Raw genomic sequence first — 25,621 nt, forward strand, 5'->3', positions numbered from 1 at the left:
CTTTCGGATCGGTGCTGCACAGAATGCAGCGGTTGTGACCCGGGAACGGGTCCAGTGGACGCCTGGACTACACGTACACACGGTCTCATCTGCCACCAGTAGACGGCTGGTGACATCGACCCTTCCCTCCCTCGCTTGCGCCGGGAGGTGCATCGGTTTTGCTTACGGATTGTATTCTCTCTCGGTCACGTACTTAAGGGCACGGATTCGATTCCACCTGGTGACGTCCCCACATGGCCACCACTGACACGGGGTTTCACTCGAGCCGAGACGTACTCCGGGAGCGCTCGAGAGCCCGAGCCACAGATTCGCCGGGGAGTGAACGCTTTTGGTGGTTCCCACACCACTCTTTGCCATGCCACCAGCTAGCGACGACTCGAGCGCACCGCAGGTCGGCGAACTGACGCCGCCGACGCGAACCTTGATGGGACCGGGGCCGAGCGACGTGCACCCGCGCGTGCTCCGGGCGATGAGCACCCCTCTCGTCGGACACCTCGACCCCTCGTTCATCGAGATCATGAACGAGGTGCAGGAATTACTCCGGTACGCCTTCCGGACGGACAACCAGTGGACGATCCCCGTCTCGGGAACCGGCTCGGCCTCGATGGAGGCCGCGATCGGCAACGTCGTCGAGCCGGGAGACACGATGCTCGTCCCGACCAACGGCTACTTCGGCGGGCGCATGGCGTCGATGGCCCGGCGCGCAGGCGGCGAGGTCGTCGAGGTCGACGCGCCATGGGGCGAACCGCTCGATCCGGCGGCAGTCTCGGACGCGCTCGCGGAACACGATCCCGACGTGTTCGGATTCATCCACGCCGAGACGAGCACGGGCGTCCGCCAGCCGAACGTCCCCGAACTCACCGCCGCGGCCCACGACCACGACGCACTCGTGATCGCTGACACCGTCACCTCGCTGGGGGGCGTTGAACTCCGGGTCGACGAGTGGGACATCGACGTGGCCTACTCCGGCCCGCAGAAGTGTCTCTCCTGTCCGCCAGGGGCCAGTCCGCTCACCCTCTCCGACGAGGCGATGGAGAAGGTTCTCTCGCGCGAGGAACCATCCCGGTCGTGGTACCTCGACCTCTCCCTGCTCGAGGGCTACTGGGGCGACGAACGAGCGTACCACCACACGGCCCCGATCACCAACGTCTACTCGATCCGGGAGGCCCTCCGGCTGGTCGCCGAAGAGGGAATCGAGAACCGCTGGGAGCGCCACCGACGACTCGCTGGCGCGCTCAAGGCCGGGGCCGAAGGGATGGGTCTCGAGATGAACCCGAACGACGAGTACTGGCTCCCAAGCCTCAACGCCGTCCGAGTTCCGGACGGGATCGACGACGGCGAGGTCTGTGACGAACTCCTCGAGCGCTACGACCTCGAGATCGCGGGCGGCCTGGGCGACCTCGCCGGCGAAATCTTCCGTATCGGCTGTATGGGCTACTCCGCGCGTCCGGAGAACGTCACGCTCCTCGTCGCGGCGCTGGGCGACGTGCTTGAGGACTTCGGTGCGGACGTCGATCCGGACGGCGGCGTCGCTGCGTGTCGTGAGGCCCTCCGATAAGTGAGTGCGGGGACTGTCGTTAGACAGTGACTGTCGGTCCTGGCGGTGCGCGTTCGACCTGATAATCCTCGCCGTCGGCAGCGATGATGGCCCACTCGTAGCCCGGATCCAGGCTCTCGAGTCGGTCCTCGAGGTCGTCTACGTCACCGGGTTCAGTGACGAAACAGTGAAATTGTCCCGAGCATCGGGGAAGCTGTTCGACGTCGGAAACGGCGTTGACGTGAACGACCTTCCACGCCCGTTCTGCCCGGAAATCCGGTCCGTTGCCCTCGACCGTGTAGCCGAGTTCAGCGAAGATCGACCTGGCCTGCTCGACGAGTCGCATGTTAACAGGACCCATTCGAATAGAACTACATCGGACACCGTGATAAACGTTTGCACGGCGACAGTCAACGGGCGTCTCGAAGGACGTCGCTACGTCGACTACCACTGGTAATTACTCGTGCGCAGCGTCCCACTCGGTCGGTTTCCGGAGGTTGCCACACTGGTTACACAGGATACGTCCCATCGGGTCCATCGCGTTGTCGATCGATTCGCAATTCGAACAGAACCAGCCGTAGCGACGCCCCCGCTCGCGGCTCTCGTAGGCGACCAGGAACGGTCCTTTGGATCCGCGGTCGCCGTCGGTCGTCGCGACGTAGACCGTGTCCCCATCGTCGGTAGCCACCGCTTGCATACCACCCGTTACGGAATCGGCGGGTAAATGGCTGTCCTTCCGGGTCTCAGCCCGACCGTTCGCGGTAGGTACCGAGCACCTCCTCGAGAACTAGACACTCCTGGTCGGTCGGTTCGTAGTGCATGTCGATGAAGTCCTCGGCGTCCTCGTAGTTCCCGCGAAGTCCATACTTTCGGACGGTGATGAGCGCGTCGAGGAAGAAGGTCCCGCCGTCTGCGCCCACCTCCTCGGATCGAGCCGGTCGGTCGATGTTCAACTCGCTCTTGATCTCGTCGAAGTTGAACGTCTCGACTTCGTGCTCCGGATTGATCAGGGTCAGCACGTACTCCGCGGAGAACCGGTAGAACTCCGATTTGCTCTCGAACATACCGTCGTCGACGAGGTTGTCGATGGCTTCGACGACGTCGTCGGGATATCTGACGGTATCTTTTGCCATACCTTCCATCTCACTGCTACGACAGCATTATTGTTGCGGGAAAAATCGAATTTCTGATATTAACTCATCGAACTCGAAACTCGAGATTTGAGCCTGGGGGTTCGAGGCTCGAGACTCGTATCGACGCTCGAAACGGCGCGAACGTTTTAGGGGTCTCCGTGGCTCTCTTCGGACGACGACAGGGAGACCCACGTGTATTCTGGACTCATCTTCGAATCGCTGCCGTGGTGGATCGCCGCGCCACTGTTACAGTTGGGTATCCTCGTCTTCGGGATGGCTCTCGACGAGACCTACGTCAATCGGGCGACGGTGCTGACGGGAGCGATCGCTCTCTACACCCACTCGGTCATCGCAGGCGGGGTCTGGATGCCGGTCGGTCTCTACCTCGACGCCGGAATCGTGATCGGCGCGTACGGCCTCTACGCCTACGTGGTCGACGCCTACGTCGCCAACTGGTTTCGGGTCGCCGCCTTTTTCATCTACTCGCCGCTGTCGGTCTTCCTGGTCATCTTGCTTCCGGACGTTATCTTTCCGCTGGCGCTCGTCATCGCCGGGTACGCCAACCTCCAGTTGATGGCGACCCTCGAGCCCACCGAACCGTACTACTTCGGACCGGACTCGCCGGAGGAGTTCGAGGAGGCCGTAGCTGCAACGGACGACGGCGACGAGGACAAAAGCGAGGACGCTGATGAACTGGAGACCGAACCGAACGTCTCGAGCGAGGACTCAGGCGTCGACCTCCCTGGCACGGAACCGACTCCCACCGGTGGGGATTCCGACGAACGCGGAATTTTACCCGAGTTCATGCGTCGGCTGTAGCCCGCGGCGACTCCCTCACAAAAGCTGGATCAAAAGCGACCGTTCAGCCCTCGAAGCCGTCCTCAAACACGAACGCCCCGTCCCGCTGCACGACGTACACCCACCTTTTGTCTCGTTCGTCACTTCGTGCCTCGCTCGCAAAAGCTGGACCAAAAAGCGGCTGTTCAGCCCTCGAACCCGTCCTCGAACACGAACGCCCCGTCCCGCTGCACGACTTCACCATCCACCTCGATGAACGACTCCTCGCTCATGTCGACGATCATGTCCATGTGGACGGAACTGTCGTTTCGCTCGTTGCCCTCCCCAACCGTCTCCTCGTAGGCGCGGCCGATCGCCATGTGAACCGTATCGCCCATCTTCTCGTCGAACAGCATGTTGTAGGTGAACTCGGTGATGTCGCGATTCATCCCGATGCCGAGTTCGCCGAGCCGACGGGCGCCATCGTCGGTCTCGAGTACCGTCGAGAGCACCTCCTCGTTCTTCTCGGCCGCGTGGGAGACGACTTCGCCGTCCTCGAACTCGAGGTACACGTCCGTGATCTCTCGTCCCTGGGCCATCAGCGGCTTGTCGAAGAGCACCTCGCCCTCGACGCTGTCGGGGACGGGCGCGGTGAACACCTCGCCGCCGGGCAGGTTCTTCTCCGCGTAGTCGTTGAGCGTCGGGTTCCCCGCGACCGACATCGTCACGTCCGTTGTATCGCCGCTGACGATGTGAACCTCGTCGGCGGGATCGAGGATCTCGACAAGCTGCTGCTGGAACTCCCGCTGGGCGTCCCAGTCTCTGGTGATCGCGCCCCAGACGAACTCCTCGTAGGCCTCGGTGCTCATCTCCGCGTCCTGGGCGTTCCCCGGCGCGGGGTACTGGGTGCCGACCCAGCGCTTGCCCATGACCTCGTCCTGGATGGGCTTGTAGGCCTGCCCGAACGCCGCGGTGACTTCTGGGTCGACGTCGCTGGTCTCGTAGGTGTTCTCCGAGGCCCGGATCGAGATGAAGACGTCCGTCTCCTCGGCGGCCGCGAGGACGTGGCTGGGACACTCGAGGTCCTCGGGATCGACGGCTCGTCGGTAGGCGCGGCTGGCGGCGCTGTTCGACGCGCTGAGCGATGGGTGGGCGCCGCGCTCGCCGAGCAGTTCGTGGATTGCGACGACGAGGTCCTGGGCGATCGGCGGTGCACTGATTCTGACGTTGTCGCCTTTCTGTACGTCGACGGAGTGATCGACGATGATTTCGGCGTGTTCGCGGACGCGTGGGTCCATACCCGTTAGTCGGGGAATCCCATCAAGAACCTTTATCATTCGGTCGTCGAGGGCGGCGTTCGCGGTTCGGGTGCGGTCTCGGATCGAGTCTCGGGTCCCGAGTGGTGGCCCGACACGTCCCGACCTGCCGAATCCCAAATCCCAAAGCGCTGAGTTCCGAGCCCCAACGCACCGAGAACCGCACCGCCTCACGCGCTACTCGAGCGTCGGCGGTTCCTGGCGACCGATGTGAATCTCGTGAGCCTCGACGTCCTCGAGTGCGGCGACCCGGCCGCCGACGCTCACGGAGCCGTCGTCGGTCTCGAGGGTCAGGCTGGCGACCTCCTCGCTCATCTCGAAGGAGACGTCGACGACCTGGCCGCGAACGACCCGCGAGCCTCCGCGCTCGACGTCACGCCCCTCGATAGTGGCGTAGAACTCGCCGCCGTCCTCGATGAGGTCCTTGACGCAGCGGCGGATGGAAGCGTACTTCCGGGGGTAGGGGCGACCTTCGCTGTTCTCACCCAGGATTTGCTCGGCGGTCGTCCAGAGCACGGTGCCGAAGAAGCCCGACACCAGGAAGCCGAGCGCGGAGCGATTGAAGATGACGCCGTAGCGGTCTTGGTCGTCCCGGAGGGCGTCCTGGGTCGCGTACATCGAGTAGTTGCCGTCGGCGACGGCGATGACCGGCGTCGTGATCCCGCGTCGGGCGCGTGCTGTCGTCGCCACGGCCTCGTAGTCGAACTCCGCGGGGAGGGGCGCCTCCACGGCGGGCGTCACGATCAGGTCGACGCTGACGTCAGCGCTCGTCGCCGCCCGGAGCTGGTCCTCGAAGCGGATCAGCAGGTCGGGGGTCAACGAGAGCGCTAGTTCGTACTCGGCCTGCTCGATGATTTCCTCGAGGTAGCGCAGGATCGTCGACCGTGACTTCACGAGAGAGACGGCCTCGGTCTCCCGTGCCGGAGCGGTGTATCGGGCCTCGAGTTCGTCGATCATCTCCTCGAGGGCATCTTGGACGTCGTCGAAGGCGTTACCGGGGTCGATCGCGACGATCTTCATCGGGCGGGATTCGCGGAGTTCGACCAGACCTCGGTCGCTCAGGCTGCGTACCGTGTCGTAGACGCGCGGCTGTGGAATGTCGGTTCGATCGGCGATCTCGCTCGCCGTGAGCTGTCCGTGTGCGAGGACGGTCAGGTAGGCGTCGATCTCGTACTCGCCGAGATTGAATCGATCGCCCACGCGTTCGACCGTCGAACGCAGTTCGTCAGTGGCCATACGCGGTCATCGAACGCGACCGCTAAAACATTTCTTATGTTTCGAGTAGCACCTGATTCCAGAACAGAGTACCCAGCGTCGAACCCTTCAGAACGCTTAACCACGACGCCCCTGACAGTGAGAGTATGCTGCAGAACGCCACGGGTGGCAACGAAACGGCCCTCGAGGAGGGATTGCGGTCACTCGCTCCCGACTGGGTTCCGCCCGGAGTCGTCGACGTGGCGTTCGCCGCGTTCGTGCTGATCGTCGGCTGGTACCTCTCGAAAGTCGTCGTTCGCCTCACCGGCCGAACGATCGCCCAGAAGATCGAACGGCCGTCGGTGACGCGGACGGTCCTGCGGGCCGTTCGAATCACGGTCATCGCGTTCACGGTCCTGATCGCCGCCAACATTCTCGGTCTGACCGGCGTCGAAATTCTGCTTCCGGTGACCGTCATCTCGGCCATGGTGGGTATCGTGCTCGCGCCCCTGGTCGGCAGCCTGATCAACGGCCTGTTCGTCCTTTCGGACCAACCCTACGAAATCGGCGACATGATCGAGGTCACCGACAGCGGCCACCGGGGGTTCGTCGAGGACATCACGATCCGTTATACGAAAATATTCACGCTCGAGAATACCTTCATCGTCATCCCGAACTCGGAGATCAACGCCCGGGACGTCGTCAACTTCTCGGCCGAGGACGAGCGGACGCGGCTGTCCGTCTCGTTCGAGATTACCTACGAGAGCGACCTCGAGACGGCTATACGCGTCTCCGAACGAGCAACGCGAGGCGTCGACAACGTGATCGCCGGCGGCCCGGACATTCGCATCGGGAGCGCCCGGTACGCCGCCTCGCCGACGTGTGACGTCCTCGAGTACGGCGACAGCGGCGTCACCCTGCAGGTCCGGTACTGGGTGAATCACCCGTACAAGATCACGGTCGTCCGCTCGGCGGTCCATCGGGCGATCCGAGACCGGTTCAGCGAAGAGGGAGTCGAGTTCGCCTACCCGCACACCCACCACGTCTTCGACGAGACCAGCGGCACCGCCCGGGTCGCACAGGTCGACCGCGAGCTCGAGCCCCGGCCGACGAGCCGAAAACACGAACAGGTCGCCGACGGGGATGGAGACGCGAGCGGGAACGAATAGCTCTCGAGCGGCCCCTGGAGTCCGTACTACGGTCCCGACCGGTAGCCGTCCAGAGCCGGGTTACAGAAGTGATGCCGAGCGGCGACAGTCTGGCCGTGAACGTACTGACACTCTCGCCGTAAAAGCGTCCCCGAATCCGCCTACGCGACCGCCTGGCCGACTGTAATCACTTCGCACTCGAGGTGGTTCTTGAGGTAGCGCTCGATGTTGGGATTGTCCATCACCCGTCCGAGGATACGTCGCCAGCGGCTCACCTGTTTGGTGCCCACGACGACGACGTCCGCCTCCTCGCCGGCGACTTCGTCGAGAATCGTCTCCTCGACGAGAAACCCAGATCGGACGACGTATCGAGTGTTCTCCAGGCGACCGAACTGTCGCTCGACAGCCGATTTCAGATCCGTCCGCGTCACCGTCTTGCCGTTCTGATAGAGATTGACGTGCAGCACCGAGAGAGCCGCGTTCCGCTCCCTGGCGACCTCGATAGCCTCCTCGAGCGTGCGACGAGAATTATTCGTTAATGGGTACCGAACGGGGACCACGACCAGTGTCATCACGAGAGGAAACGCGGTCCGTAGTGGTAAACGTTTCACTCGGTGCGTTCGCTCGACTCGAGTCGTGATTCGAGTCGTCGCACGCGCCCCTCGATGGTGGGGTCGATGCCGTTCTGTCTGGCGTATTCGACCAGCACGTCGTACTGGCAAACCTCGGTTCGCTCGATGCGGTCCGCCGGGTCCAGCGCGGGAAACTCGTCGTCGGTGTGAAAGAGGTAATCGGAGGTTGCCACTTGGTAACGCTGGTCGGGGTCGAGCGGTTCCCCGCCGACGCTGTCGACCGTGACGGAGTGATCCGTCGGATCCCACTCGAGGACGGCGCCACTCACCTGGGCGTGCCACCAGTCCGGTTCGGCGAAGCCCAGGTCGAGCCCGGCGCCCCCCTCGAAGATGGCCTCGAGGGTTGAGCCGCTGACCTCGGCGACGGCGACGGGTTCCTCGAACGGGACGAGGCTGATCACGTCGGCGACCGTGACGTCACCCGAGAGCGTCGTCCCGGTCCTGAGCCCGCCGCTGTTCTGGATGGCGACGTCGGCCCCGGTCTTCCAGCGGTAGGCGTCGGTGACGAAGTTCCCGAGCCTGGCCTCGCCGCCAAAGAGTGTCGTCTCGGATCGGTCGAGCGGTTCGTCGACGCGAGCGATCACCTCGTCGAGTCCCGTCTCGGCCTGGAGGGTCTCGAACGACCGGCGCACGTCCTCGTGGGGCTCGAGTTTGGTCGTCCGCCGAATCGTTGCAGTCGGCCCGTCGCGCTCGAACGAGAGGTCCACGATCGCCGTCCCGCCGTCGCCGGGTCGCGTGAGTAGCGTCCCCCCGACGACCTCGTTCCGAGCACTCGGGACGTGCCCCCCGAGGACGACGTCGGCGTCGACCTGCCGAGCGAGGTCGTCGTCGCCCCGTCCGAGGTGTGAGCAGACGACGACGTAGTCGACCCCCTCGTCGTGAAGGTCGTCGATCGCCGCCCGCGCCGTCTCGACGGGGTCGTGAACGTCGATGTCCGTTGCCATCGGGTTCAGCGACACCGTCCGGGGCGTCGTGACCCCCGTGAAACCGACCCGCGTTCCGTCTCGCTCGAGCACGGTCCACGGCCGGACGCCCACGTCCGACCCGAACCGGCCGCCGTTGCGCCGCACGTTCGCGCTCAGCCAGGTCTGCGGGGAGCGGCGAACGATCTCGCGAGTCGCGTCGACGCCGAAATCGAAGTCGTGGTTGCCGAAGGTCTCGAGGTCGGGATCGACGGCGTCGTAAAATTCCAGGGCCTGTCTCCCCTCCATCACGAGCGGCAGCACGCCGGGTGCCGTGTTGTCGCCGGTGCCGACGATCACCGTGTCCTCGTCCCGGTACTGCTGGAGGGCGGTCGTGAGCCGACCGATCCGTGCGGGCTCGTCGCAGGCGTTTTCGACGTCGGAGTACTGGAGGACGCGAGCGGGCATTCGCCGATCCTTTCGATTCGACGGTCTTTGCTCCGTCGGTTCGTCACCCGCGGCGGTACCGTCGCGTCCACCGCGGCTCCGAACGGACGGCGAGCCACCACCCGAGCGCCCCGGCGATACAGCCGATCGCCGTCAGTACGGCCGCGACGGCGGTAGTCAGCGGTGCGGCGACGAAGCCGACGACGAGCGTCGGCACCAGGGCGACGGCGACGCCGAGGGTGAACGCGCCGAACCGGACCGCGTCGAAGAGGAACTCGTTGGGATCGAAGCCGGCGACGAAGACGGTCAGCCCGTAGTAGTACAGCGCGAGGCCGACGAGGAGCACGAACCCGACGACGGCGTCGAGAAGCGGCGGTCGAGCCCAGGCGAGTGCGACGAGGTAGGCGAGCGTCATCGTCGGGAGGCCGACGAGGTAGAAGGCGACTCGCTTCGCCCGAAAGACAGCCGCGACCGAGACGGGGTAGGCCGCGTAGGACTCCACGGCGTCGAACTGGGTCAGCCAGTTGTAGGTCGTGAAGGCCGACAGGCCGAGCACGCTCCCGAAGAACGGACCGAGCGCGGGTTCGATCCCGACGCCGTCTCGAACGACCCCGACGAGCACGACGACGAGGCCGAGGAGGATTCCCACCGACACGAGCGGCTTCCAGACGCCACCGCTCGAGCGAGCCAGGTCGAGCAGCGTCTTCGCGACGAGGGGGTCGCTCCCGGGCAGGGACTCGAGCGCACGAAAGCGCTGGCGGTGCGTTCGCGTCGAGCGCGCGTACGCGGGATCGTAGATTCGAACGGAGAGCGCGGCGGTCACGACGAGCACGGCGACGAGGGAGGCGGTCAGTCGGAGCGGCGGCCCGACCAGGACGAGGTCGGTCACGGAGACGGACGGGCGAGGACGACCCGCGATCAACCACGCGCCGCCGACCGCGAGGACGCCGAGCAGTCCGCCCCGCGTCGAGAGACCGCGGGTTCGAAGGGCGATGAGCGCGAGCGTCGCCGTCATTCCGGCAGCGAAGACGAGCCACAGCGTGAGCCAGAGCCAGATGACGTCCCCGGGCGTCGAAACCGAGAGCCCCTCGAGGGCCACGACCACCAGCGAGAGCGGCAGGATCATCGTCACCCCGTAGAAGAGGGCGTCCTTCAGCAGGAAGTGTGCGAGCAACCGTCGTCGGGACAGCGGGAGGGTGTCCGCGCTCGAGAGGAGCAAGGAAAGGTCGCCGAAGACGTTCTCGAGCATTTCTGAGCCGGCGAGGGCGGCGGTGCCGCTGTAGAGGCCGAAGGCGAGGGCCGCGACGTGGACGCCGGCCAGGATCGAGTCGGTCGCGTAGCCCGTCTCGCGCAGGGCGAACCCGCCGGCCACGACGAGGGCCGCGACGACGAGCGGAAAGGCGTAGAACCGTCGGCCGCCGAACAGTCGGGCGTGGAGTCGCCACTCCTCGAGGGCGAGCGCGCGGAAGACGAGCCAATCGTGGGACGCGGTCATTGGTTCGGTGGTGCGTGAGTACGGTAGTACGTGGGTTCGTGGGTCGGCGGGGCTACTGTCGCGGTGCCGGGGTCGAGCCCTCGTCCTCGAGCGTCGGTACGTCCTCGGAATCGGTCGTCTCGACGTACGCGAGGAACTGCTCGCGAAGTCCGCCACCGTCGGAGGTCGTCTCGACGATCCGGCAGGTCCCGTCGGCAACGAACCCGACGCGGGTACAGATGGCCTCCGCGACGTCGACGTTGTGCGTCGACACGAAGACCGTGTGTCCGCGGTCGACGTACTCGAGCAGGAACGCCTTCACCCGTTCCTGGACGAGCGGGTCGAGGTTGACGAGCGGTTCGTCGATGAAGACGAGGTCGGGTTCGTGGAGGAACGCCTGCGTGATCATCACCTTCTGTTGCTGGCCTCGCGAGAGGTCGGTGTGCAGCGTCTCGAGTTTACTCGCGAAGCCGAGGCGGTCGGCCCAGGTGTCGACGCGGGCCGAGACGATGTCGGGCTCGAGTCCGCGAATCGAGCCCACGAACTCGAAGTACTCTCGTGGCGTCAGGAAACTCGGCGGCGACTGTTGTTCGGGAAGGATTCCGACCCGCCGGCGCGTCTCGACCGGCTCGGTCGTGGGATCGGTCTCCAGAACGGACACTTCGCCCGCGTCAGGAGCCAGTCGGCCCGTGAGGATGCCGATCGTCGTCGTCTTGCCGGCGCCGTTGGGACCGAGAAACCCGAAGAGTTCGCCCGACTCGACGGCGAAATCCATCCCCGAGAGTGCGGTCACCGACCCGAACGACTTCTCGAGTCCGGCGACGCGGAGCGCGACCATTGCTGTGGACGATTCGTCGGGGGTTCCCCATAACTGTACTGTCCGTTCCGTCGAGGAGTGACAGCACGACGGGTCGTTTTCGGACAATCAGTACTCCATCCCGCGTCAGTACTCCGTCCCGCGCCGTGCTCGCTGGCCGTCGTCGAAGGGGTGACGATGCTTGGCGACCTCCGTCACGAGATCGGCGTGCTCGAGGAGGTACGCCGGTTCGGTGTGACCGCCCGTGAGCACGACCTCGAGCGAGTCCGGCCTGGTTTCGAGAAGTTCGATCACGGATTCGGGCTCGATGAGGTCGCTCTCGACGGCGTAGAGGATCTCGTCGAGAACGAGCATGTGGACGCCGTCGTCGGGATCGGAGTCGAGCGGGAACGGCGTCGTCAGGTCGGCTTCGTTCGCCGCTGACACCAGGTCGCGAGCGCGCTCGAGTCCGGATCTGGCCTCGCGCTCGTGGTCGACGTCGTCGCTCCCGTCGGCCATCCCGTGCCAGCCGTAGTGACCGAGGTTCTCGTAGCTGAACCCGGGAAGTGCCTCGATGGCGTTGTACTCGCCGCGGACGGCCTCGACGCTTGAGGCGCCGCCCTTCATGAACTGGAGCATGTGGACCCGAAATCCGTTTCCGGCAGCCCGTAGTCCCATCCCCATCGCAGCCGTGGTCTTTCCCTTGCCGTCGCCCCACCACACCTGTACCAGGCCGAACTCCGAGGGGGTGTCGGGTGTGATCGGTCGAGCGGCAGGAGCGTCCCCGCCGCCGGGAGTGTTCTCGAGGAGGCCGGTCTCGACGTCGCCGCCGGCCACTGTTTCCGGTTCGCCGCCGCTGTCTCCCCCACGCTGACTGTCGCTGTTGTCTTCACGCTCGCCATCGCTGTCGGCCTCACGTTCGCCGCCGTTCGCCGCTGGTTCGTCCATGGGCAATCTCGAACCGTCACGACCTAACCGTTTGTGCTCCCGACCGCTTCCCCCGCCTCGATCGGCATCAGTCGGGGTTCCAGACGAGTTCGGACTCACCTCGGCGCTCGCGGTACCGTTCGCGAACCCAGTCGACGCTCTCGGGATCGTCGGTTCGGAGGACGCCCGCGAGCCCGTTCTCGGAGTACACCGTCAACCCGGCGACGACGGTCTCTCTTTCGGCGATCCAGATGGCGTACGACGTCTCGAGCGGGGTCGTGTACAGCCGACCACAGTCCGCTTCGATGATCTCCCGAAGTCGGTCGTGCTGCTCGTCGTCGAGTGAGGAAAACAGGTTCCGGTCGAGGATCAATTCCGCGCGTAACCCGCCGTTCTCGATCGATTCCAGGAACTCGTCGAAGTAGAGGTCGAAGACCACCGGGGCCGTGCCGTACACCGCTGACGATTCGCGGATGTACTGCATGCTCGTTTCGAGGGCCGTCCACGGCGCCTGAGGACTCGGCACGTCGATCGATGCCTCGCGAAGGAATGACAGGTCGATCGACTCGAGGGGGAGTTCCTTCAGGACCGGCCTCCCCCGCTCGATCTGCTTCAGATCGGCGAGGTAGTCCCGTCGAGCGCGACAGGCGAGTCGCCCCGTCTCGGTCGCGAGGTAAGCCGAGCCGCGTCGTTCGATACACCCGGTCTCGAGCAACGATGCGATCCCGCGGTCGATCGTCGAACGGGACGTGGACAGTTCGTCGACGAGTTCGGGTTTCGTCCGTGGCGTCTCGAGGAGGGCTTCGAGGAGGGCGTTTCGCGTCGCGAGTACTTCGTCCATGCACCAGTTCGTCTCGTGGTTCGTGGCGAGGCATTAATAACTCTCGGGCGTTGCCAGGTTCGAAACGGCTCCGTCTACTCGCTACTGCGTCGATTCGGCTACGCGCTCGGTGAACCGCTCGCGAACCTTGTCGATCTTGGGTGCGGCGTGCATCCGACAGTAGGCGTCCGTGGGATTTTTCTCGAAGTAATCCTGGTGGTACGCCTCGGCCTCGTAGAACGCCTCGAGCGGTTCGACCTCGGTCGCAATTTCGTCGTCGTAGACGCCCTCTGCCTCGAGTTCCTCGATAAACGCCGTCGCGAGTTCGCGTTGCTCGTCGTCGTGCGTGAAGATGGCCGACCGGTACTGGGTGCCGACGTCCGGTCCCTGTCGGTTCACCTGCGTCGGATCGTGGACGGTGAAGAAGACTTCGAGAATCTCGTCGTACCCGATCACCTCGGGGTCGTACTCGAGCTGGACGACCTCCGCGTGGCCGGTCTCGCCCCTGCAAACGGCCTCGTAGCTCGGATCCTCGACGTGGCCCCCCGCGTAGCCCGACGTGACCGATTCGATTCCCTCGAGTTCCTTGTATGCTGCCTCGACACACCAGAAACAGCCGCCGCCGACGGTCGCTCGTTCCATGGGTGTCGTACGTGCTGGCTGGCAAAAGGTGTGACGGGCCAATTTCGTGTCTCGGCCGTTCAGGCTCCGGTCACCGGTCGCCGTCTCCACTGCCGTCCTCGCCTTCGGCCCCGTCTTCGTCTCCCTCCGACCCGGGATCGCTGACTGGAGTTCCCTCACCTGCTCCCGGCCCGCCGGGGAGGACGTGTGGATCGGCGGTCTCGTCGCCGTGGACCGCGTCGTCGCGTTCGAACGCGTAGAATGCGAGGCCCGCAACCACGAGCACGAGCAGGCCAGGGATCGGGACGGTCCCGACCACGAGGTGGAGCGATAGCGCGAGGAGCATCGGAACGGCGACGACAGCGGCCCACAGCCACGGACGCTCGAACTCGAGGCGCTTGGCGTCCCGGTAGACGACGATAGTGGCGACGGCGACGAGCACGGCACCGACGAGGGCGATCACGAGCTGGGCGGGAAGTGCCATCACCACGAGCAAGGACCGATCGGGGGAAAAGCGTTCTGAGACGACGTCTCGGTCTCGACCATCTCGTCCCCGCCACTTCGCTTTCGACCACCTCACCCTCACCACTCCCGCTCTCGCCCGTCTCACTCGAGCACGGCGACCGCTCGAACGGGGGCGCCGTCGGCGTTCGCGACCGCGAGCGGGTACGCGTGGACGGTGAACGCCTCGTCGGCGGGGAGCGCCTCGAGTTCCCTGAGATTCTCGAGGAGGATCCGGTCGTCGGCGAACATCGTCCGATGGAAGGGGTAGCCGTCCGGTTCGTCCTTGGCGGGTTCGCTCCCGGGCGTCGGGTCGACGTTCATCGTGTCGATGCCGAGGTCGAGTTCGCGCTCGACTAGCCAGTCGGCGGCCGAGGCGGTCAGGTAGGGGTGGTCGAACGCCCGGTCGGTTCCCCAGTGGGTTTCCCAGCCGGTTCGGCAGACGAGGAGGTCGAGGTCTCCGTATCCGATCGTGTCTACGCCGACGTCCGTATCTGTGTCCGTTTCCGCGTCCGAATCGACGTCCGCATCCGCGTCCACACCGCCAGCAACTGCCCGCTCGAGGTCGTCCGGCCCGATCGCTTCTCGAGGCTCCAGCGGACGACAATCTGCGAGAAGGGTCCGAAATCGGAACCGTTCCACGTCGAAGTCGTCGAGCGTCGGGCCATCCGATCGCATGTGCGCGGGTGCGTCGACGTGCGTTCCCGTGTGGGAATCGAACGACAGATCCGTGGTCGCGTAGCCGTCGTCCTCGACGGTCGTCGCCGGTTCGATCGCGACCGGCGGCGAGCCGGGATAGACGGGCATACCGGTCTCGAGCGGGTACGAGAGGTCGTGGACGGGCATCGGCTCACGCACCCTGCTCCTCGCTCGAGTCGTGATCGATCGGATCGGTATTCGAGTCGTTGTCTATCGGCTCACTACTCACCTCGTCCTCGCCGCTCACTTCGCGCTCGAGCGTCTCGAGGAACGATTCGACGACCTGAGCGCGCTCCTCGGCGACGGTCCGACCCTCTGGCGTGTACATTCGCTCGGGTAATCGAAGCAACTTCTTGTGAACGTGATTGACGCTGGTCGCGCCGGCGCGCGTGTCGTCCTCGCCAGGCGACAGGGCGGGATCGTAAATCGTCGTTCCGAGTTCGCCTCCGTAAGAAAACGTGCGCGCGAGGCCGATGGCTCCCAGCGCGTCCAGGTTGTCTGCGTCCGAGAGGAGGCGCGCCTCGGTCGTCCGGGGGTCGACGTCGTTCGAGAAGCGGTGTGCGCGGATGCAGTGGGCGACGGCGTCGACCGATTCAGGAGGCTGGTCGACCGACTCGAGGATCGTCCGGGCCTCGCGGGCGCCCCACTCGGCGTGGTCGTCGATGGCGCCCGCATCTTCCTTCGGTCGGCCGATGTCGTGGAGGACCGCAGCCAACAGCAGTACGTCCTGGTCGACGTCCGTTCGCTCGGCGGCGAGGTGGCGCGCGTTCGTCTCGACGCGCCTGACGTGGTGCCAGTCGTGGGCCGGCGTCACCGCCTCGTCGAAGTAGGATCTGGCGACGGGACGAACCCGATCGAGAACGTCGTTCATGGACACTCGTTCGTGGCCGTCGACAAAATCGTTCGGGAACGGCTGCCGGTCCGATCCTCGATCGGCCGCGCGAACTCGAGTGAACGAGTGATTGAGTAATCAAGAGATTGAGTAATCGAGTGATCGACGGACACCCGCTTGAGCGCCGAACTGTCTGACTAAGAATTAAGAGTCCACCGTGCATGGGTGGGTACATGGACGACACTCCACAGGAGATTACCTCGCTCGTCGGACGCGAGGTCTACTCGAACAACGGCGTATTCGTCGGCGAAGTCGAGGACCTGCGACTGAACGTCGGCGGCGAAGCCGTCACTGGACTGGCACTGGGGGGACTCAACTACGAACTCTTCGGCGACGAGGTCACCACCGCTCGTGGCGTTATTTTACCGTACCGATGGGTGCGATCCGTCGGCGACATCATCCTCGTGACCGACGTCGTCGAACGCGTCAAGGAACCGGACGAGGAAGAAGACGAACTGGTCGCGTAGGCTGGCGGTACGCGGACGCGGAAATTGAATTCGCTTCTCTCTATCCCATCGAGAGCGAACCGTCCTAGCTCCCGTTTCCTTCGCCCTCGACGCCCATCGCGTCGAACAGCGTTCGCTTCACGGCCTCCTCGGTCAGCGTCAACAGGGTCTCGCGCGTGTCGTCGGAGATTTCGATTCCCGTGAAGATCCCGAGGGGAATCTCCGCACTGGCCTGCGTCGAGTGGCCCGCCGTCTCGCCGATTTCGCCGTAGGCGTCGGCCAGCACGCTCCCGATGTTCATTCGGATGTCCTTCGACCGAGCGGCGAGGAAGATCGTTTCCTCTGCCACCCCGAAGACGGCCGTTGTCGTCACGCCCTCCAGGTTCAGGAGGTGGCTCGCAGCCTGCATCAGCGCCTCCCTGTCGCGGACGAAGCCCGCGTTCGAAACGAGGTGGCTCCCCTGGACGTCCCGATTCGCGATGGCCTCGGCCAGCACGTCGAGCGTCTCGGGTGACATCGAGGGTGACTCGACCTGCTCGAGCGTGTCGTGGTTCGCGAAGGGATAGAGGTAGGCGGCGGCGGTGAGGTCCGCGGGCGTCGTATCGCGTTTGAAATCGAGAGTTTCGGCTCGGATGCCGTAGAGCAGCGCCGTCGCGACTTCCTCGGAGACGTTCATGTCGAACTCCTGAATGTACTTCGTCATGATCGTCGAGGTCGAGGACATGTTGGGTCGAATGTCGGTAAAGAACGGCTCGATCCCCTCCTCGGGCTCGGCGTGGTCGATGAGCACGTCGACCTCGAGCGTGAGGTCCTCGGTGCTCGTGTGGTCGACGAGCGCGACGGTGTCGTAGACCGACTGATCCTCGACGTCGTCCCACTGCAGGAGGTCGATGCCGAGTAAGTTGACGAACGCCCGATTCTCCTGGTGGCCGATATCACCGAGGTAAATGATGTCGGATTCGATGCCGAGGTGGGCCGCGATCGCCTGCAACGCCGCCCCGCTGGCGATCGAATCGGGATCGGGACTGGGCTGGGTGAGGATCGCCAGCCGGCCCGTCGTCTCCTCGAGCAGACCCGCGAGGGTCGCGGCGTTGTGCTCGAGTTCGCCGGACTCGAGGGCCCGCAGCGCGGAGTCGGCGATGACGGTCGAGGGGTTGATGACGATGTCGGCCCCGAGGTCGGCGAGTTCGTCGCCGGAGACGGGATCGCTCGCGCGCGCGACGATGAACTGGTCGCCGTTGGTGTCGCGGATGCGCTCGACGGCCTGTTTGTTGGCCTCGACGTCGGAGGCGAGGATGAGGACGACCGAGCGGTCGGCGACGAGTTCGGCGGCCTCGACCTCGCGGATGTCGGCGGTTCTGGCGTCGAGGTCCTGGTCGCGGAGGGACTCGACGCGGTTTTCGTCGCGGTCGATGATCAGGACGTCTTTTCCCTGCTCGGCGAGTTCCTCGGCGACGGCGTAGCCGACGCTCCCGCACCCGAGGATCGCGTAGTCCGAGATCGACGAAATCGTAACCCCCGTACTCATGTGACAGTCCGGTTGAACCGACTGTACTTAACGTTCCCGAAGACGGTTACGGTTGTCGTTGCACTGTCCGGCCGACGGCGTGTCCGTGCGTGCCACATTGCGTCCTAAAGGAAACCTATTTGAGCGGCGGGCAAAAACGCAGATGTACAGGGCCGGTAGCTCAGTTAGGCAGAGCGTCTGACTCTTAATCAGACGGTCGCGTGTTCAAATCGCGCCCGGCCCGCTATCCCGTCGCGAACATACCCGTGAGTGACAGGTAAGGGAACCGGTGGGATTTGAACGCAGGGAGGTCGCGCGCAATGCAGTGAGCACGTCCGACCGCGTGTTCAAATCGCGCCCGGCCCGCTTTTGCCACGAGCACATTCGCGAGCGACAATACAGCCCTACGATTTGAGGTAGACCAGAAAGCCACAGCGAAGTGAGTATTTCTGGGCATCGTTCAAGATCACGTTCGGCCCGCTTTCTGCGCTAGCGTATCGGAGCCCGAATCAAGCGCTACCCTGCGTAATCGAGGCGTTCTAAGCTTCAGAAGATATTCGGACCTGGTTGAAATCCTCGAGCAGTGATGGGTTTCCACAGTGTTACTGAATACACAGCGCGAATGCATCACTAGTTGAACATTCTATTGATGGGAATTTATGTAATATAGGTATCAAAAACAGTAACTATTAAACATACATGACTATATTTTGTGCTTGATCATGTCGCGAAAATTCAGCAGACGTTCCATGATAAAATCGCTCGGGATTGCCGCGACCGGAATCACCGGAACCGCGGCCCTGAGCGGTTCGGCGAGCGCGTTTAGCGACGGCGAGCGCGTCGAAGTTACCGCAAGCGCACTGAACACTCGGGAACAACCCGGTACCGACTCACCAATCGTCACCACACTGAACAACGGCGAGGTCGGCGAGATCATGAACGGACCGATCGACGAGGACGGCTATCGGTGGTGGGGTGTCCACTGGTTCAATCGAAACGTGTGGGGCTGGTCGGTCGAACGGTACCTCCAGTCCACCTCCGGCGGCTCGGAGTCGGACTTCAACTGGCCGATTACCGGCTATATCACGTCTCCGTACGGTGCTCGTCCCGGTCACTACGCAGTGGACTTCGGCGCTAACGGCAATATCGGCGAACCGATTTACGCGGCCCATAGCGGTGTCGTGGACATCCGAAGTTACCAGGCGGATGGCTGTGGATACTACCTCAAACTGGGACACGGAAACGGCTATCAGACGATGTACTGCCACCTGAACAGCTTCGACGTGGTGCAAGGAGAGAGCGTCGCACGTGGTCAGAAGATCGGTGGCATGGGCGACACCGGTAATTCGACCGGTCCTCACCTGCACTTCACGATCGAACGGAACGGCACCCACCTCTCGATTCCTGGCTACGACGGTGAAACCGTCACGGCAGGCACCAGAATTCCGAAAGATTACTCGGGAATCTGACTGGCGTTCTGTCGCGGTAGTCGGTACTAGTAAGCGGTGATCGTTGTTTATACTCGCGTCTGGCCATTTTTCGTGGATACCAACTCCTGACAGTGGTCACTTCCCACTCCGAGACTGGTGACCTCAAAGGGAAGGTAATTCAAGAGGTGTGGCTAACGAATCGAACGGAAATCGTTCAGATCGCAGTGGAACGTTGTGGACGCGCGAGCACTGGCCGCGACTAAAGGAGATGGAGGGAGTGAGGAAGTGAGGGGAAGACCGATCGGTTCCGGCGACGATATCAGGACTGTTGCAGACTCGAGCGAACGTCGGTGATATCGAGTAATCCAGTCGCCACCGAGAGCACCCCCCAGATGACTACGCCCAGGCTGACGGCGAGGATGAGGGACGGAATCGAGGTGATGTAATCGGTTACGGCGAAGACGACGAGCGCCATGACGCCGGTGATGGCACAGATTGCGGCAAGTCGTCGAGCCAGAAAGCCCATCCGGAGCGAGAACTCCTGGTCGATAATGTAGACGTTGGCGAGGGTGTACATCGAGTACGTGATGACGGTGGCGATGGCGGCACCAACGACGCCCATCGTCGGAATCAGGAGGACGTTAAGGCCGACGTTCAGGACAGCGGTCGATCCCTTGACGAGGGCTCGAGAGCGAGCGCGGCCGAGGTAGTCGAGGCCGTTGCTGGTCAGTTTCGTCACGGCTTGGAGGACGGCAAACAGGGCGAGCACCTGCAGTACCGGGACGGCACCGAGGTACTCCTGTCCGACCAGAAGGATGACGGCCGGTTCGGCGACCAGAACGAGGCCCGCGCCGATGGGGACGTAGAGGAGCAGCGAGTAGACGAGCGAGGTCTCGTACAAGCGAGCAGCCCGGTCGACGTTGTCGCTCGCTTTCTCGGCCCCGAACGTCGGCGACAGGGTAAAGCCGAGAGCCGACATCGGCATCTCGACAAAGTGGACGATCTGTTTGCTGAGAACGTAATACGAAACGGCGAGTGGCGAGAGAAAAAACCCGACGAGAACGATGTCGATCTCCTTGTCGAGAGTGTTGGCAGTACTGGTCGCGGTGAGCGGAATCGTGTACGAACCGATCCGTCGTCGAAGGCCTTCCTCGATCGACGAGCCAGTAACGTGGGGCTGGTACTGCCGACGGTACAGATAGACGAGGCCTATTCCGGAAGCCAGCGCGAAACTCAACAGGTAGCCTCCGAGCGCGCCGAGTGCACCGAACCCGAGAAGAACGAAAGCAACGGCGAACACGAGGCGACTCACCCGGTCGAGGGCGTGGAGGGTCGCCGAAACTTCGATTAACTCGAAGCCCTGCAGGGTGAGGCGGACGTAGGTGCTGATTGCCTCGAGCGCCAGGTAGAGCGCACCCAGAAGGAGAAACGGCGTCAGTGACGGCTCGCCGATCGCTCGAGCGAGATGACGGTGGCCGACGAGCAGTCCTACCCCGACGACGGTGATCGCGAGCAGGTTGTACCAGGCTGTCGTCCGGAGGATATGGGGGACCTGCTCGGGGCGTTGCTCTTTGTACTCGGCGATGTAGCGGGCCCCTGATTTGGCGATGCCCAGTTTGCTGAAGATGCCGAGCGACCCGAAGACGGCGATAGCGAGAAACAGCAATCCGTACTCGTCGGGGCCGAGCAACCGGGCGAGCCCGACCGTCAGGAGACCACCGGCAATTGCCGCAATTAGTTGGCCGACGAACTCGGCCGTGAACCGTGCGCCGATTGAGTCGGAGCGACTCATGGTCGCGAGTCGCGTTCCCAGATACCAGTGGTCCCGGTCCTCGTGCGTTCACCTATCGCGGGTCGTTCCCCTCCCGCGGGTTGTCCGTCCATACAGTGACAGTTCGCCGAGATGGATATTGTTATTGGAGGGCTGAGATGCCGATACCGATCAGTACTCACACCCTATCATCAGGACGTCCTTACGCTATCGACACACTCGAGTGAGCGGTCGATCGTTTCGGCCGCGAGGAATTCAACCGTGAAAATGAGAACTGTTCGACTATCGATGAACTACAACAGGTTCGTGTTCACTCTGATGCCGTCGACGTACACGCAGAGGTCGTCCGTCGAGTCGACTTCGAGGGTCTCGATCTGGCCCGTGTAGTGCCACTCGGTCCACGATCCGGTGAGGTACCAGTCGACCTCGCCGTCGCCGTACTGCTCGCCTTCGGTCACGTACTGGGCAATCGCATCGTCCGGACGAATGTCGCCGCTGACGGCGATTCGATAGTCACACTCGCCTACGAGACGGATCGTGTGCTCGGGACCCTGACTCCCGTCCCGACCAGCAGTGTCGTCGCCGGCGAGAGCATCGGGGTCGACTTCCTCGCCGTCGTAGTAGACGGTGACGTCCGGTCCGTTCCCGTCGACGTCTTCCAGGTCGAACGTGGTGATTTCGCCGTCGACGTACCACTCCGTCCAGGAGTCAGCGAGCCACCAGTCCGCCCAGTCGTCGCCGTAATTTTCGCCCTCGTCGAGGTACTGGACGAACTCAGGATAGGGTTCGATCGAGCCGTCGGTTTCGATCCGGTAGGACGCGGTGCCCTCGAGTCGGAGACGAGTACCTGCCGGTCCAATCTCTGATTCGGAGTTGGATTCCTCTGTTGAATCTGAACCGGAGTCCGGTTCCGGTTCCAATTCAGACGAAGCGGATCCCGTATTCTTGTTTTCACCCGACGACGTGCCTCCTGCGGCCTCCTCGGGGCTCGTTGGAACGCCGTCAGGGACGAAATCCTGTGGGTTCGTTCCCGAATCCCCGTCGAATGAGACGATCGACCCGTAACCGTCACGCACGCCGCCGTTGAATTCGGTGCTGTACTGAACATTGTGACAGTTGACGTCGCAACTGCCGCTGTTACTTGAGCCGGCAACGATCGCGTAGTTGCCATCCCCGGCGTCGAGGTGACAGTTCTCAAGTTCGGCGGGTCCCGGTCCCCACGCCCAGACGCCGCGGCCCCGGTACGAGCCGGTGTTGACTGCGACGCAGTTGGTCACCTTGTCACCCGTGGAGCTGATCCGATAGTGCGAGATGTCGTTGTCTTTCGTGTAACAGTTGTCGATGTGGACAGTTCCGCCGGCACCCGTGTACCCGGGCGCGGAGCAGTAGAACGCGTTGTCGAGTGCTCCCTCGATGTAGACGTTTCGGAAGTCGATGTGTCCAGAGTGGTCCGGATCGACCCAGATACCGAGCGCCGGCGCGTACTGGTCCGACGAAACCGAGTCACGGACGACCCCATCGCCGATGTAGAGGTTCTCGACGACCGACGTATTCCCGCCCTGGTCCGAGCAAGTAAATGCACGATTATCGCCGGAAATAGGCCCTTTCCAGCCAACGTTCCTGACGGTCCAGTTGGTTCCGTGAGCAACGAGGACGGCGGCCGCGCCCTCTGCCGTCTGGTCAAAGATTACGTTCTCGAACGTTTCGCCGGAGCCGACGCGTATCACGCGGCGTTCTCCGGGCGAGATCGTAATCGTCTCGTAGTCCTCAGCGGCGCTCGCCGTTCCAGCGAACGCCGTTCCAGCTGTCACCGCCCCGGCCGCCGCCAGATATGACCGTCGGTTGAGTAGCGTTTTTGTCGTTCCTTCTGCGGGTCGTTTGGTGTTGTTCTCGGCAGATGTCTCTTCATCCAGTTCTACCTGTTCGCGTGCCATGCATTCAGGTAACGAGAGTATAACCTTATAACTCTATCGGGAAATGATGAGTGTTATGGGAAGAAATTCAAGAAACCATTAATCAAATGTGGAGATAAATGCCGATTTTATACTTACTATTGAAATATTCTATCAGAGTTATTTATATTTCTTTCTCTGTATAGAAGGGGCAATAATGGTGGATTACGTGCGGTAGACTCGCATTACTCCCGAACGTATACTGTTCCGTCACTCAGACTGAGAGCGCACTCACTATCGAACCCTCGAGTGTTCCTCGGCTCTCGACAACGCGGTGACCGTTGCTCGAGACGGCCGATTAGGTACCCTGTGACGTCGGACGTCGCTGGTCGACTGCAGCTTCTCTGCAGTCTCGTTCTTCGCGTTCGAAACCGGGATGACGAGTGACCGTCAACGCGGGACGGTTCTCGTGGAGGTAGTCGACGAGATCCGTCCGTACTGCCATCGTGTTCGAGCGTGCGCTCGCGGTACCAAAGCGATGGTCGAGTTTTAGGCGGTGAATATAAGCCGAAGACAGGAACAGTCCGAACGTCCGCTCGGACAGGTCGAGCGCCTCACAGTACCTGCGAATCCACTTACGGGCGATCGCCGCGTAGTCGTTGTTCCCACAGAGAATAGTCCGGTGACCCTCTTGCAGGCCGCCGCAGACGAGATTCGCTGCGCTGAGGAGGAAGAATCCTGCGTCGACAAGTGGGTTTCCTTCGGCGGCGCTGTACTCCCAGTCGACGACGCCGGAAACGGCCCCGTCTTGGAGGAGTATATTCTGCGGGACGTAATCCCCGTGTATGGGGGTGAAGAAAGCTTCGACTGGACCGCTCACGGACGGAGGTTCAATACCTGCGGGCTCAAAGGTGAGTTCGTCGCGCACCGCTTCAGCCGACCAGACGACCGCGTCGCCGCGGAAAGTGCGTTGAAACTGTATGAGCCACTCAAATCCCTTTCGAAGAACGAAATCGAACGAGTCGACGTCCGTCCCGAGCCGGTCTGCGAGCTGTTGCCCCTCGACTGGATCTTCGAGCCTCGAGAGGCCGAACCGTGTATCGGATGCGCTTCCCGACGGCAACGGCTCTGTGACCGGTGCATTTCGACTGTTTAGGTACGAGAGCAGGGAGTGTTCTCGTTCGGTAAGGGGAACGTGGGCCTTCTTGTTCGGAACCTTCCATACTCGACGGAGGTCGCCGTTCGGTACGTCGAGGACGACAGATCGGGCTCGTCCGGAGACCAGCAACGGCTCTTCGAATCCGAATTCGGACGACCGGGAACGGTTCGTACATACCAGCAGATAGCTCGGCAACACTCGCTTGAAGAGGCCACACCGTATCGCGAATGGAAGCGCGGACTGTATCGCAGATTGGTCCAGCGATCCGTCGCTACCGAGCAGTTCGATCATACGACGAGCAGCACTGGTGTGTTCGACATTGAAGACGAACGTCGGATCTTCGGCGGTCGGAAACAGGGCATAACTTTCAACGTGGTTGAACCCTGCCTCGCGGGCGAGCGCACGATAGAAATTGGGTGTCTCCGGGCGGAGGCTGAAACCACTATCGAGTCCAGAGCTGCTGGTCGTGGCGTCCGTAGAGTCGGTCACTCCGACGAATCGTGACAGCCCGGTTCGGCGCGTCCATCCGTCGATACTGAAGAGCAACGTTCCACTAGGGGCCAGAAACGTTTCGAGCATCGAGAGTTGCGACTCGACGTCGGTGGGCTTCGAATTGCCCATATCCGTGACAATCGTGTCGAACGCCTGTTTCCCAAATGGTAGGGCTGATTCGCGTGCGTGAATTGGGTACACTCGAGCCTCGTCGTCGGAATCGGTACGAGCATCGAGGACACTGAGTCTGGAAAAATCGGAATCGACGGCGTACACCGAATCGACGACCTCCGCTAACACCATCGAACGTCTCCCAAATCCGGCGGACAGGTCCAGACAATGCCCCCCGAGATGTTCCGAGACGAGAACGCGCCAGCCGTCTCTGCTGACATCGTACAGTTCAGAGAGCGCCCCGGTGGTGGATTCGTCCATGTCGGGGGACGTCGTGATGGTGTTTCGAATCGCCTCTCGTTCGGTCGTTCCCGTGAGTTGCTCTTCCCTGTCCGCCTGTGACGAGCTCAACTCCGACTTCGGTTCGGTATCGGAAACTGGGGCAAAACTTGGGATTCCGTTCCGAGTTGTACCGCCGAACGAACACGTCGAACACGAGAGCGAATCCGACGGAAGGGTCGTGGAACAGTTCGGACACTGGAACGGAACCGGCCAGGGAGTCTCGCGATTTTCAGGCAGTTTTACTGACATATTGTTTCGGATTGCGCCGGGTTTTTCTGAAGTGCAGTACCGAAGACTTTGTCCATACCGTGACAGTGTCGTGAACCGGATATTGTTATTCGATGATTGAACGAAAGTTGGGACGTGGTATGCTATTACTATCGCTACGACGACGAGCGTTGGTACTGATTCGAACAATACGAAATTGGGCAGCGGACCCCACATCTGAATATCTCCGCACTGAAAACTCCAGCTACTGTCGAGGGAATCACTGGAACCTGGCTGGCTGTGCTCGCGATCGTTCGAGTCTGTTCTCTGGTTTGGATGAGAACTACTCGTCGAAGTGGAGGAACTACCGGTCTGTCCTCGGCTGAATACGAGGATCTATCGGCTCGTTCGACCACGACGGTCGGATTATATTCGCCACCTCGAACCG

General features: G+C 62.8%; 24 protein-coding genes and 1 tRNA gene. 6 read left to right on the top strand and 19 right to left on the bottom strand.

Going from position 1 to position 25,621, the window contains the following annotated elements; genetic code table 11:
- The first annotated feature begins 355 nt into the window (after positions 1–355).
- Complete coding sequence (locus ACFQO4_RS15880; protein ID WP_500261852.1) at positions 356–1,558, top strand: pyridoxal-phosphate-dependent aminotransferase family protein; 1,203 nt, start codon at positions 356–358, stop codon at positions 1,556–1,558.
- Positions 1,559–1,577: 19 nt separating this feature from the next.
- Here ACFQO4_RS15880 and ACFQO4_RS15885 read toward each other — a convergent pair whose 3' ends face one another.
- The 3 genes from ACFQO4_RS15885 to ACFQO4_RS15895 all read right to left on the bottom strand — a co-directional run bounded on the left by ACFQO4_RS15885 (position 1,578) and on the right by ACFQO4_RS15895 (position 2,670).
- Positions 1,578–1,883 carry a DUF7116 family protein gene (locus ACFQO4_RS15885; protein ID WP_497903206.1) on the bottom strand — a complete coding sequence of 102 codons (306 nt, stop codon included), beginning with the start codon at positions 1,881–1,883 and terminating at the stop codon, positions 1,578–1,580.
- A gap of 111 nt (positions 1,884–1,994) precedes the next feature.
- A complete protein-coding gene (locus tag ACFQO4_RS15890) occupies positions 1,995–2,234 on the bottom strand; it encodes a DUF5816 domain-containing protein (RefSeq protein WP_312908784.1) in 240 nt (79 codons plus the stop codon).
- A 46-nt stretch (positions 2,235–2,280) separates the two neighbouring features.
- Positions 2,281–2,670 (bottom strand): ribbon-helix-helix domain-containing protein, encoded by a 390-nt coding sequence (locus ACFQO4_RS15895; protein WP_500261853.1) that lies wholly within the window; start codon positions 2,668–2,670, stop codon positions 2,281–2,283.
- A gap of 192 nt (positions 2,671–2,862) precedes the next feature.
- On the opposite strand from ACFQO4_RS15895, the gene ACFQO4_RS15900 reads away from it, so the two are divergent.
- Positions 2,863–3,489 carry a hypothetical protein gene (locus tag ACFQO4_RS15900; protein ID WP_500261854.1) on the top strand — a complete coding sequence of 209 codons (627 nt, stop codon included), beginning with the start codon at positions 2,863–2,865 and terminating at the stop codon, positions 3,487–3,489.
- A gap of 164 nt (positions 3,490–3,653) precedes the next feature.
- Here ACFQO4_RS15900 and ACFQO4_RS15905 read toward each other — a convergent pair whose 3' ends face one another.
- Entirely contained in the window at positions 3,654–4,745 is a 1,092-nt protein-coding gene (locus ACFQO4_RS15905; protein ID WP_500261855.1) for an aminopeptidase, read from the bottom strand.
- A 195-nt stretch (positions 4,746–4,940) separates the two neighbouring features.
- Positions 4,941–5,999: an HTH-type sugar sensing transcriptional regulator TrmB gene (gene trmB / locus ACFQO4_RS15910; protein WP_500261856.1), complete on the bottom strand. Its 1,059-nt coding sequence runs from the start codon at positions 5,997–5,999 to the stop codon at positions 4,941–4,943.
- A 125-nt stretch (positions 6,000–6,124) separates the two neighbouring features.
- Here trmB and ACFQO4_RS15915 point away from each other — a divergent pair, with 125 nt between their 5' ends.
- Positions 6,125–7,126 (top strand): mechanosensitive ion channel family protein, encoded by a 1,002-nt coding sequence (locus ACFQO4_RS15915; protein ID WP_500261857.1) that lies wholly within the window; start codon positions 6,125–6,127, stop codon positions 7,124–7,126.
- A gap of 140 nt (positions 7,127–7,266) precedes the next feature.
- Here ACFQO4_RS15915 and ACFQO4_RS15920 read toward each other — a convergent pair whose 3' ends face one another.
- The 10 genes from ACFQO4_RS15920 to ACFQO4_RS15965 all read right to left on the bottom strand — a co-directional run bounded on the left by ACFQO4_RS15920 (position 7,267) and on the right by ACFQO4_RS15965 (position 15,795).
- Entirely contained in the window at positions 7,267–7,677 is a 411-nt protein-coding gene (locus ACFQO4_RS15920; protein ID WP_500261858.1) for a universal stress protein, read from the bottom strand.
- A 35-nt stretch (positions 7,678–7,712) separates the two neighbouring features.
- Positions 7,713–9,107: a bifunctional metallophosphatase/5'-nucleotidase gene (locus tag ACFQO4_RS15925; protein WP_500261859.1), complete on the bottom strand. Its 1,395-nt coding sequence runs from the start codon at positions 9,105–9,107 to the stop codon at positions 7,713–7,715.
- Between the two features lie 43 nt (positions 9,108–9,150).
- Entirely contained in the window at positions 9,151–10,581 is a 1,431-nt protein-coding gene (locus ACFQO4_RS15930) for a hypothetical protein (protein WP_500261860.1), read from the bottom strand.
- Positions 10,582–10,633: 52 nt separating this feature from the next.
- Positions 10,634–11,398: an ABC transporter ATP-binding protein gene (locus tag ACFQO4_RS15935; RefSeq protein ID WP_500261861.1), complete on the bottom strand. Its 765-nt coding sequence runs from the start codon at positions 11,396–11,398 to the stop codon at positions 10,634–10,636.
- A 105-nt stretch (positions 11,399–11,503) separates the two neighbouring features.
- A complete protein-coding gene (locus ACFQO4_RS15940; protein ID WP_500261862.1) occupies positions 11,504–12,304 on the bottom strand; it encodes a cob(I)yrinic acid a,c-diamide adenosyltransferase in 801 nt (266 codons plus the stop codon).
- 67 nt (positions 12,305–12,371) lie between these two features.
- Positions 12,372–13,124, bottom strand: coding sequence for a helix-turn-helix transcriptional regulator (locus ACFQO4_RS15945; RefSeq protein WP_500261863.1), 753 nt, complete (start codon positions 13,122–13,124; stop codon positions 12,372–12,374).
- 81 nt (positions 13,125–13,205) lie between these two features.
- On the bottom strand, positions 13,206–13,745 hold the full coding sequence (gene msrA, locus ACFQO4_RS15950) for a peptide-methionine (S)-S-oxide reductase MsrA (protein WP_500261864.1): 540 nt from the start codon (positions 13,743–13,745) through the stop codon (positions 13,206–13,208).
- Positions 13,746–13,815: 70 nt separating this feature from the next.
- Complete coding sequence (locus tag ACFQO4_RS15955) at positions 13,816–14,208, bottom strand: hypothetical protein (RefSeq protein ID WP_500261865.1); 393 nt, start codon at positions 14,206–14,208, stop codon at positions 13,816–13,818.
- Between the two features lie 122 nt (positions 14,209–14,330).
- The gene (locus ACFQO4_RS15960) at positions 14,331–15,071 is read right to left on the bottom strand and encodes a cyclase family protein (protein ID WP_500261866.1); all 741 of its coding nucleotides are present in this window, start codon (positions 15,069–15,071) and stop codon (positions 14,331–14,333) included.
- Positions 15,072–15,075: 4 nt separating this feature from the next.
- A complete protein-coding gene (locus tag ACFQO4_RS15965) occupies positions 15,076–15,795 on the bottom strand; it encodes an HD domain-containing protein (protein WP_500261867.1) in 720 nt (239 codons plus the stop codon).
- 194 nt (positions 15,796–15,989) lie between these two features.
- Here ACFQO4_RS15965 and ACFQO4_RS15970 point away from each other — a divergent pair, with 194 nt between their 5' ends.
- Complete coding sequence (locus tag ACFQO4_RS15970; protein ID WP_254157076.1) at positions 15,990–16,283, top strand: PRC-barrel domain-containing protein; 294 nt, start codon at positions 15,990–15,992, stop codon at positions 16,281–16,283.
- Positions 16,284–16,347: 64 nt separating this feature from the next.
- Here the strand turns inward: ACFQO4_RS15970 and ACFQO4_RS15975 are convergent, their stop codons facing one another.
- Positions 16,348–17,790, bottom strand: a complete 1,443-nt coding sequence (locus ACFQO4_RS15975; protein ID WP_500261868.1) for a DHH family phosphoesterase — start codon at positions 17,788–17,790, stop codon at positions 16,348–16,350.
- A gap of 149 nt (positions 17,791–17,939) precedes the next feature.
- On the opposite strand from ACFQO4_RS15975, the gene ACFQO4_RS15980 reads away from it, so the two are divergent.
- A tRNA-Lys gene (locus ACFQO4_RS15980) sits at positions 17,940–18,013 on the top strand.
- A gap of 505 nt (positions 18,014–18,518) precedes the next feature.
- Entirely contained in the window at positions 18,519–19,238 is a 720-nt protein-coding gene (locus ACFQO4_RS15985) for a peptidoglycan DD-metalloendopeptidase family protein (protein ID WP_500261869.1), read from the top strand.
- A 280-nt stretch (positions 19,239–19,518) separates the two neighbouring features.
- On the opposite strand, the gene ACFQO4_RS15990 is transcribed toward ACFQO4_RS15985, so the two are convergent.
- The 3 genes from ACFQO4_RS15990 to ACFQO4_RS16000 all read right to left on the bottom strand — a co-directional run bounded on the left by ACFQO4_RS15990 (position 19,519) and on the right by ACFQO4_RS16000 (position 25,035).
- Positions 19,519–20,991 carry a flippase gene (locus ACFQO4_RS15990; protein WP_500261870.1) on the bottom strand — a complete coding sequence of 491 codons (1,473 nt, stop codon included), beginning with the start codon at positions 20,989–20,991 and terminating at the stop codon, positions 19,519–19,521.
- 272 nt (positions 20,992–21,263) lie between these two features.
- Positions 21,264–22,904, bottom strand: coding sequence for a hypothetical protein (locus tag ACFQO4_RS15995; protein WP_500261871.1), 1,641 nt, complete (start codon positions 22,902–22,904; stop codon positions 21,264–21,266).
- 316 nt (positions 22,905–23,220) lie between these two features.
- Positions 23,221–25,035: a phosphotransferase gene (locus ACFQO4_RS16000; RefSeq protein ID WP_500261872.1), complete on the bottom strand. Its 1,815-nt coding sequence runs from the start codon at positions 25,033–25,035 to the stop codon at positions 23,221–23,223.
- Positions 25,036–25,621: the final 586 nt, after the last annotated feature.

The organism is Saliphagus sp. GCM10025334 (assembly GCF_042663485.1).
Classification (GTDB): Archaea; Halobacteriota; Halobacteria; order Halobacteriales; family Natrialbaceae; genus Natronosalvus.

Coding starts and splice junctions, on each gene's coding strand:
- ACFQO4_RS15930 (WP_500261860.1), bottom strand. CDS start 10,581: ATGACCGCGTCCCACGATTGGCTCGTCTTCCGCGCGCTCGCCCTCGAG.
- ACFQO4_RS15990 (WP_500261870.1), bottom strand. CDS start 20,991: ATGAGTCGCTCCGACTCAATCGGCGCACGGTTCACGGCCGAGTTCGTC.
- ACFQO4_RS15925 (WP_500261859.1), bottom strand. CDS start 9,107: ATGCCCGCTCGCGTCCTCCAGTACTCCGACGTCGAAAACGCCTGCGAC.
- ACFQO4_RS15960 (WP_500261866.1), bottom strand. CDS start 15,071: ATGCCCGTCCACGACCTCTCGTACCCGCTCGAGACCGGTATGCCCGTC.
- ACFQO4_RS15975 (WP_500261868.1), bottom strand. CDS start 17,790: ATGAGTACGGGGGTTACGATTTCGTCGATCTCGGACTACGCGATCCTC.
- ACFQO4_RS15895 (WP_500261853.1), bottom strand. CDS start 2,670: ATGGCAAAAGATACCGTCAGATATCCCGACGACGTCGTCGAAGCCATC.
- ACFQO4_RS15935 (WP_500261861.1), bottom strand. CDS start 11,398: ATGGTCGCGCTCCGCGTCGCCGGACTCGAGAAGTCGTTCGGGTCGGTG.
- trmB (WP_500261856.1), bottom strand. CDS start 5,999: ATGGCCACTGACGAACTGCGTTCGACGGTCGAACGCGTGGGCGATCGA.
- ACFQO4_RS15885 (WP_497903206.1), bottom strand. CDS start 1,883: ATGCGACTCGTCGAGCAGGCCAGGTCGATCTTCGCTGAACTCGGCTAC.
- msrA (WP_500261864.1), bottom strand. CDS start 13,745: ATGGAACGAGCGACCGTCGGCGGCGGCTGTTTCTGGTGTGTCGAGGCA.
- ACFQO4_RS15970 (WP_254157076.1), top strand. CDS start 15,990: ATGGACGACACTCCACAGGAGATTACCTCGCTCGTCGGACGCGAGGTC.
- ACFQO4_RS15955 (WP_500261865.1), bottom strand. CDS start 14,208: ATGGCACTTCCCGCCCAGCTCGTGATCGCCCTCGTCGGTGCCGTGCTC.
- ACFQO4_RS15920 (WP_500261858.1), bottom strand. CDS start 7,677: ATGACACTGGTCGTGGTCCCCGTTCGGTACCCATTAACGAATAATTCT.
- ACFQO4_RS15940 (WP_500261862.1), bottom strand. CDS start 12,304: ATGGACGAACCAGCGGCGAACGGCGGCGAACGTGAGGCCGACAGCGAT.
- ACFQO4_RS15915 (WP_500261857.1), top strand. CDS start 6,125: ATGCTGCAGAACGCCACGGGTGGCAACGAAACGGCCCTCGAGGAGGGA.
- ACFQO4_RS15880 (WP_500261852.1), top strand. CDS start 356: ATGCCACCAGCTAGCGACGACTCGAGCGCACCGCAGGTCGGCGAACTG.
- ACFQO4_RS15995 (WP_500261871.1), bottom strand. CDS start 22,904: ATGGCACGCGAACAGGTAGAACTGGATGAAGAGACATCTGCCGAGAAC.
- ACFQO4_RS15945 (WP_500261863.1), bottom strand. CDS start 13,124: ATGGACGAAGTACTCGCGACGCGAAACGCCCTCCTCGAAGCCCTCCTC.
- ACFQO4_RS15965 (WP_500261867.1), bottom strand. CDS start 15,795: ATGAACGACGTTCTCGATCGGGTTCGTCCCGTCGCCAGATCCTACTTC.
- ACFQO4_RS15985 (WP_500261869.1), top strand. CDS start 18,519: ATGATAAAATCGCTCGGGATTGCCGCGACCGGAATCACCGGAACCGCG.
- ACFQO4_RS15890 (WP_312908784.1), bottom strand. CDS start 2,234: ATGCAAGCGGTGGCTACCGACGATGGGGACACGGTCTACGTCGCGACG.
- ACFQO4_RS15905 (WP_500261855.1), bottom strand. CDS start 4,745: ATGGACCCACGCGTCCGCGAACACGCCGAAATCATCGTCGATCACTCC.